Origin of the sequence: Novacetimonas hansenii JCM 7643 (assembly GCF_000964405.1) — a bacterium.
Classification (GTDB): Bacteria; Pseudomonadota; Alphaproteobacteria; order Acetobacterales; family Acetobacteraceae; genus Novacetimonas; species Novacetimonas hansenii.
On the sequence record NZ_BANE01000247.1, the window covers coordinates 1 to 7,508 of the forward strand.

The window sequence follows — 7,508 nt, forward strand, 5'->3', positions numbered from 1 at the left end:
CTTCTGAAGCTTTTTAGAAAAAGCTTCACCAAAAACCTTTATGAGTTCAGGGTGTTATCGCGCCTGATTTTTCAAACAGTCCCTTATGGGGCTGTGCGTCGCTATTGTGCGGGCACGGCCCCCGATGACGGGTGCAGGTACTGATCCAGAAACCGCACCAGTTGGGTATAGGCAAAGCGCGTCTGGGGCAGGTTTTCCATATCCCACGGATGGTTCGCACCCGGCAGGGTGACAAGCGCGAACATTTTACCCTGTGCGATCATGCGCTGCGCCATCGCCATGGTATCGGCATACAACACGACCTCGTCACGTGTGCCGTGGATGATCATCAGCGGATCGCGCAGGCCGTCAGTATGATACAGCGCCGACTGCCGCTGGTACCGCGCGGGGAAATCCGACCCGGCGGGCGGCCCCATGATCCATTCCTGTTCGGGATAGGCATGCGCGACATTGCTGGCCGGTGCGCCCGCCACCCCGACGGCATAAAAACCGGGTTTGGTAAACAGTGACATCAATGTCATCAGCCCGCCATAGCTCGACCCCCAGATGCCGATGCGCGCCGGATCGGCATAGCCGCGATCGACCATGAACCGCGCCCCGTCCTGCAGGTCATTGACATCCAGCACCCCGTACTGGCCCAGCATCGGGCGGTTCCATGCCTTTCCCCGGCCAAAACTGCCACGGATGCCCGGATTGATGACGATATACCCGCGCGACACCAGATACTGGTCCAGCCCCCATGTCGGATGGGCGTTGCGCCCGCCCCACTGGTCACGCACCGCATCGGAATAAACCGACCCGACGATCATGGGATAACGGCGGCTGGCGTCATAATCGGGCGGCAGCATGACCCGCATGGTCAGCAGCGCGCCGTCCACATGGCTTTTGTAATCCATGTAGCGCACATCGGCCCATCGCCGCGCGTCAAACGACGGCAGGGGGGAATGCGTCACACGGCCAAAGGACGGGGTGCCGGCGCCCAGAGCCGCGACATACAGGTCGGGCGGCGTGATGTCGTTGCTGAACCGGTCGGCAACATGGTCGAACCCGGGGGAAAACACGACCTCATGCGTGCCGTGCGTCCGGGTCAGCAGTTCGGGCGTCCCGCCCTCCATCCCGACGCGATAAACCTGCCGCTGCGCATAGCCGGTCTGGTTTGCGGTGAAATACAGCCGCCCATGCACCGGGTCCGCCACAAAGGATTCGATTTCCCACGGTCCCTGCCCCGGCATCACGCGCGTGATGGCGCGGGGACGCGCGCCGATGGTGGGAATGTGATAAAGCTGGTTATACCCGTACCGGTTGGTCAACACGACCAGCCCCTGCCCCCGTGGCGCCCATGCCACCTGCCAGTCGGGGCGGACCTGCGCCGGGTCGGCAAAGCGGTAGAACACCTGCCGCCGCCCGGTTGGCACGTCGTAAATGTCGATGGCGTGATGCTTGATCGTCAGGTCGCTCTGATTAACGAACAGGGACCGCCCATCCGGCGACAGGCCGAAATTCCACACCGGGTCCTGCGCATTGTCACGCGCCATCCAGCGCGGCGCCCCACCCGCGACATCGACCACCCCGACCGCGAAACCGGTATCGGGATCACCGGGAAACGCGCGGGTCACATGGTCATGATGGACCTGCCCATCATGGTCGTAATCAATTTCCACCTTATGCACGGCACGGTTATCGGCCATGACGACGGCAATCCGGTCGGAGGCCGGGCTCCATTCCATCCGGTCCACACCGTCATCGGCGGTACCGGGCACCACGATGCGCGCGGGTGTGGACGCGGCCTGCCCCATGTCACGCAGCCATAATGCCCCATCCGACACGAACGCCAGCCACCGCCCGTCGGGCGACGGCGATATCTGCCCCACACCATGACGCACGATTTCCAGCACACCCACATGGCCATGCAGGTCCGCCACCCGCAACGCGCCATCCATCACAAAGGCCATGCGCCCGTCAGGCAGCCAGGCAAGCTGCGTCACGCCCACGCCCTTTGCCTTGCCATGGGCGGCCTCGTCCATATGCGTCACCTGCTGCACCACGCCTGTCTCGGCCTCGTACACCCAGATGTCGCGAAACGCCGTGCCATGGTCATTCCATGCAAAGGCCAGACGCGCGCCATCACGCGACCAGGCGTAATGTTCGGGCGACGTGCCGATGATGCTCTGTTGCGCATACAGGCCCGCAATCGTCAGCGGCGGCGGAAGACGTGACGGATGTGTATCTGACGCCGCGGCATGCGCCACGGGCGCGGCACACAGCGCGGGCGTCGCCGCCAGCAGGGATGCAAGCAGAACAAGGGCGGCGGGCCGTCGGCATGGCCCATGGCGGGTGTTATGGCCGGTGTCATGCCGGGTGTCATGGCGGGTGATTCTCATCATGGCCCATCTAACGGCGCGCAGAGGTGCGTGGCAATATCGTTTCTGCCGCGCCCGGAATATTTGCGTCCGTGGTATTGATGAAAGTAATGGACATCCACCTAATGCCGGTTTTTTCAACAAATCCGGCGTCTGTGACGATTTGCGCGAAAAGATTCGCCAGACCACCTTAAATGTCCACCACGCGCGGGCAGGAATTGACACCCTGTATCCGGTGCGGGCAACGTATGACATCATATCGTAACGATCGGGAACAGGAATGCTGCAAGAAATTCTCAGGCACCGCGCAAAGGCCCTGCTGTGCGCGGGGGCCATTATTTTGTTGCCCCAATGCAACATTCTGGCCACCCCGGCACATGCCACCAGCGCACAGCTACAGACGCTGTTTACCGACTGGCGCGCGCTTGCCACGCCGGAACAGCGCGACGGGGCGCCGGATTATGACGCAAAGGCCCTGTCGCATAAAAAAGACGGCCTGAAACAGATGCAAAAGCGTCTGGCCGCGCTGGATCACACAGGCTGGACCACCGACGACGATATCGACGCGCGCCTGATTGCCGCTGAAATGAACGGGCTGGATTTCGACCTGCGGGTGCGCCGCCCATGGGCGCGCGATCCCGGATATTTCGCCACCATCTTTGCCGAGGAAAGCGACGTCCCCGCGCATGAAGGCCCGTCGGCCGATACGATCGACCTGTTCCATTACGATTATCCACTTTCGCCACAGGCGGCGCAGGACCTTGCCGCGCGCCTGTCGGGGGTGCCCACGCTGCTGGCGCGTGCGCATGGGTGGCTGGCGAAAAGCAACGCCGCCGACCTGTGGAAATATGGCGACCGCGATTTCCGCCGGCAGGCCAAGGTGCTGTCCGCGCTGCTGGATGGATCGCTGAAGATGCGCACCCTGGAGGGGCAGAAGGCCGCAACCCTGGAGGGCGCGGGCCCGCAGGTGCGTGAGGCGGCACAAAAGGCGCTGGCGGCGACGCAGGATTTCGCGAACTGGATCGCGGCCCAGGCCCCGACCAAGACCGGCCCGTCCGGCGTGGGCAAGGACAATTACAACTGGTACATGAAAAATGTGCAGCTTGTCCCCTATAGCTGGGACGAGCAGGTTACGCTGTTACGGCGCGAACTGGAACGCGCGCAGGCGTCCCTGCGGCTGGAGGAACTGCATAACCGCAACCTGCCGCCGCTGAAACCCATTGACAATGCCGTGGCCTATCGCAAATACGCCACGACGAAAATGCAGCAGTTCACCGATTTCATCATCAAGTCGGGGCTGGTGCCCGACCAGCCTTATTACCGTGCGGCGATGGCGGCGCAGACCCTGGATTACACCGCGCCGGGGGATCGCAATTTCTTCCTCAGGATCACGGCACTCGACCCGTGGCCGCTTTATTCCCATGACATCCACTGGACGGAACTGGCGCGGATCAAGGACGATCCCAATCCCGACCCGATCCGCCGTGGTGCGCCCCTGTTCAACATCTATGCCGCGCGATCCGAAGGGTTCGCCACCGCGTACGAGGAAATCGTGATGCAGGCGGGCCTGTATGACCACGAACCGCGCGGGCGCGAACTGGTATGGATCATGCTGGCCAACCGTGCGGCGCGCGGGCTTGCGTCATTGTATGTGCAGGCGAACCAGATGGACCTTGCCACGGCGGGGCGGTTCCATGCGTCATGGACGCCACGCGGCTATTCCGATCCCAACAGTTCCCTTGTCGGGTTCGAACAGCTTTTGTACCTGCGCCAGCCCGGATACGGCACCAGCTATGTCACCGGCAAGCTGATGTTCGATCAGTTGATTTCCCGACAGGCGCATGAGGCGGAGGCCGCAGGACGCCCGTTCGATGTCCGCACCACGTTCGCGGGCATCGCCGCGACCGGCATCGTGCCATGGCCGCTGGTGGAAGAAGCGCTGCTGCCGGCACAGGCACTGGCGAACGCGCCCTAAAATCCGGGGGACTGGACAGGGGAACGGGGCGGGGACGGGATGGCCCGGCCCCAGACCATGTCGCAAAACAGGCCATGTCGCAAAACCGGTGCCGGGTGTCGCCTTTTTCCAAGAGGGCGACACCCGCACACGGCCATGGCGAAACCGTGGCGCACGGCACCCGCCGCACCACCAGCAACCTTCATCACGATGGGTCAGGGCCACCTGCATGGCCGGAGGGATAAAGCCGGCGGGCCACCCGTTCCATGCTCAATCCCTGCACGATGATGGTAAACACCACCACGCCATAACAGACAGGCAGCAGCAGGTCGCGCAACGCGCCCCCCGGCAGACCCAGCGCCAGCGAGACCGAGATCCCGCCACGCAGCCCGCCCCATGTCAGGATACCAAGGGCACGGCCGCGTTCCCAATGCCGCAGATGGACCGGCAGGATCGACAGCAGCACACTCAATGCCCGCGCGGCAATCGACAGCGGAATGACGGCAAGCGTCGCCAGCACCGTAAACAGGCGTGGCGTGATCTCAAGGATTTCAAAACCGATCAACATGAACAGCAAGACGTTCAGCACCTCGTCAATCAGTGTCCATGGCATGTCGAGTTCCGCGCGCGATGCCCCGTTATGGCCCGAGCCAAAGCACAGCCCGGCCATGACAACGGCAATCGCGCCCGACATGCCTAGGTGGGTGGCGAGGCTGAAGCTTCCGGTCGCCAGCGCCAGCGACGCCAGCAGATCAATATGCGGGTCCCGCTGTCCCCTGATGACACACAGTACGCCCCATCCGATCAGCGCGCCCAACAGGCCGCCACCAATCGCCTCGCGGCAGAAGCTCAGGGCGATGTCCAGCGCGCTGACCCCATGGCTGTCACCGGTGGCAAGCCCGACGGTCACACCGAAAATGACCACGCCCACGCCGTCATTAAACAGGCTTTCCCCCGCGAAAACCGCCTGGAGCGGTCCCGGCAGCCCAAGGCGTTTGAGCATGCCGACAACCGAAACCGGGTCGGTGGGGGCCAGGATGGCGCCAAGGACGATGCACCATGCAAAGGGAACGGCATGCCCCAGCAGGGCAAAGACAGACCACGCGGCGACCGATAACAAGGCAACGGCCAGCACGGTCCCCAGAACCGACAGGGCGGCCACCGATGCAAGCCGTGCGCGCAGGTGCCCGACATCCACCTGCATGGCCCCCGCGAACAAAAGGAGCGACAGCGCGCCATTCAGAAGTGACGTGGGCAGGTTTACGGCCCCCAGCACAGAACGTGGAAGGGCCTGAAGGTCATAAGACGGGATCAACAGGTTCAGGATCATGAGCAGCAGGGAGGCCAGCAATGAAAACACCAGCACACCGATCGTCACCGGCAGGCGTAATGTGTGGTGATTGAGGATGCTGAACCCTGCCGAAAGCGTCAGGAGCAGGGCAAGGAGGCTGATGGTATCCATGCCGTCATTGCTGGCGGCTTCCACATCCTTCGTCAAGGAAAACCGCCCCGTCCTGACAAACATCCGGCTAAAAAATAAAAAATCTGGGGGAAACTTTTTTAGAACACATTGGGAGAATATGATATTTCAATAAAAGTATAAATAATTGGTTTTGAAATTGAATTAATACATCAAAAAAACCACATATTTCATTTTTATATTTATATCATAGCGGAATAAGGCATGACGGTTTACAAGGATACACGGTCACAACTATCAGTATTAGAAAAGGTAACTTCATTTATATATAACGCGCGTGGCCATCAAAAATCAGCTATTCCTGTGCACTAACCTTATGATATCAGCATAGTATACGGATAGTTAAAATCTTTTCTGTTTTCGAATTGGAAAAAATATGGAAAATATTGTAGAAAAAACAACAGACACCGAAAATACGATTGATAAAAAACTATACCACTCATACCTCGATATACTTAAAAATTACAACGAAGATCTTTTTAATAAAAAACAAGAATCTTTAGAGTATTCAAATTTATCAGGTCTCTTTGTCACTACATCTCCAGCACAATGGGAGCAAGGAAAGAGAATTCTCGTTGTCGGCCGGGAAACCAGAGGCTGGAACGTCGTCAACGAAAACAAACCTTATACTGATTTACAGTCCTACATCAAAGAAGCTATGGAGAAGCAGAAGAAGTTTCTTTTGAAATACATAGAAAAGAAAAAAGATCCGGGATTCACTTTTTATAATTTCCTGAGAGATTTAGGCAGTCATTTTGGTGATGGAAATATTGGTTGGGCTAATCTGTTCTGCCTTGACTGGAAAGGCAGCAGACCGAACCCAAACAGCACTCCAAACTATGAGACAATTAAGGAACTGTCTGGTCACCTCTTGAAAGCTGCCATTCAGTACATGGAACCAGATATAATCATTTTTGCCAACGGTGCTTCTTCGGCCAATGTCAGAAGAGAGTTTTTCCCACTTTCAGGCGAAACCGCAGTATGTTCCTCTCCCTGGGTTAATTATCTGGACCAAAAAATAGAAAAAATAGAGCTTGAAAGCTTTGTTTTATACGGAAAAATCAAGTGCTATCGCATTAATCATCCTGCCAACAGAGCTAAAAAATCTTCCAAAAGCGAAGATGTGAAAGCATTTTTAAGCTCTCAGCAAGCCCGCAAATACCTGATCGACCTGATTAAAAAAGACATTCAGGACCGTGAATAAAGACGTCCCAAATCCATTTATTGGAATATTTTGGGATATTACAGAAAGGGACCATACCCGGCTTTTATGTGATAAGGTTCCCCTTATTCAAGGGGAACCTTTATGGTGATGCCCTAACTTTGGGCAAATACTACAATTTCTGGGTGGGCCTATGTTACCAGAGACCATCTCACGCGCTTACGCAGTTACCCGCTGGATCTGAATATGAAGAATGGCCAAGGGGCCGTATAACTTACAATACGCACAAAGAAAGATTTATATTTGATGATGACCAAAAATTACTGACTGAAACAGCACGGCAAGCCATCATGAAGGCATTTTCCCTACCTGTCTCCAAGACAGACTATTATCCTGATAGCCATCATAAAAGCATCAGAGGCATTCCAAAATTAGAAATGTAATATAAAAATTTAACCTGACCAGTTTGCAAACCATCTCGACAGGTTTGCACAGCTGGCTCTCCTATTTTTTTCAAAAAGGCAGCGTCTTCTGAAGCTTTTTGGAAAAAGC

5 protein-coding genes are annotated in these 7,508 nt (G+C 57.4%); 3 read left to right on the forward strand and 2 right to left on the reverse strand.

Annotation, left to right across the window (positions count from 1 at the left end):
• Positions 1-101: 101 nt before the first annotated feature.
• Positions 102-2,384, reverse strand: a complete 2,283-nt coding sequence (locus B7G66_RS14100; RefSeq protein WP_003621653.1) for a prolyl oligopeptidase family serine peptidase — start codon at positions 2,382-2,384, stop codon at positions 102-104.
• On the opposite strand from B7G66_RS14100, the gene B7G66_RS17950 reads away from it, so the two are divergent.
• Positions 2,383-2,625 (forward strand): hypothetical protein, encoded by a 243-nt coding sequence (locus tag B7G66_RS17950; protein ID WP_048859303.1) that lies wholly within the window; start codon positions 2,383-2,385, stop codon positions 2,623-2,625. The genes B7G66_RS14100 and B7G66_RS17950 overlap by 2 nt on opposite strands.
• A gap of 15 nt (positions 2,626-2,640) precedes the next feature.
• Entirely contained in the window at positions 2,641-4,335 is a 1,695-nt protein-coding gene (locus B7G66_RS14105) for a DUF885 family protein (protein ID WP_003621651.1), read from the forward strand.
• Positions 4,336-4,519: 184 nt separating this feature from the next.
• Here the strand turns inward: B7G66_RS14105 and B7G66_RS14110 are convergent, their stop codons facing one another.
• Positions 4,520-5,776: a cation:proton antiporter gene (locus B7G66_RS14110; protein WP_040512772.1), complete on the reverse strand. Its 1,257-nt coding sequence runs from the start codon at positions 5,774-5,776 to the stop codon at positions 4,520-4,522.
• Positions 5,777-6,170: 394 nt separating this feature from the next.
• Here B7G66_RS14110 and B7G66_RS14115 point away from each other — a divergent pair, with 394 nt between their 5' ends.
• Positions 6,171-6,998, forward strand: a complete 828-nt coding sequence (locus B7G66_RS14115) for a hypothetical protein (RefSeq protein WP_003621647.1) — start codon at positions 6,171-6,173, stop codon at positions 6,996-6,998.
• Positions 6,999-7,508: the final 510 nt, after the last annotated feature.

Bases quoted from the DNA above. Each gene is read 5' to 3' on its own strand.
- B7G66_RS17950 (WP_048859303.1), top strand. From the start codon at position 2,383: ATGGCCCATCTAACGGCGCGCAGAGGTGCGTGGCAATATCGTTTCTGC.
- B7G66_RS14100 (WP_003621653.1), bottom strand. From the start codon at position 2,384: ATGATGAGAATCACCCGCCATGACACCCGGCATGACACCGGCCATAAC.
- B7G66_RS14105 (WP_003621651.1), top strand. From the start codon at position 2,641: ATGCTGCAAGAAATTCTCAGGCACCGCGCAAAGGCCCTGCTGTGCGCG.
- B7G66_RS14110 (WP_040512772.1), bottom strand. From the start codon at position 5,776: ATGGATACCATCAGCCTCCTTGCCCTGCTCCTGACGCTTTCGGCAGGG.
- B7G66_RS14115 (WP_003621647.1), top strand. From the start codon at position 6,171: ATGGAAAATATTGTAGAAAAAACAACAGACACCGAAAATACGATTGAT.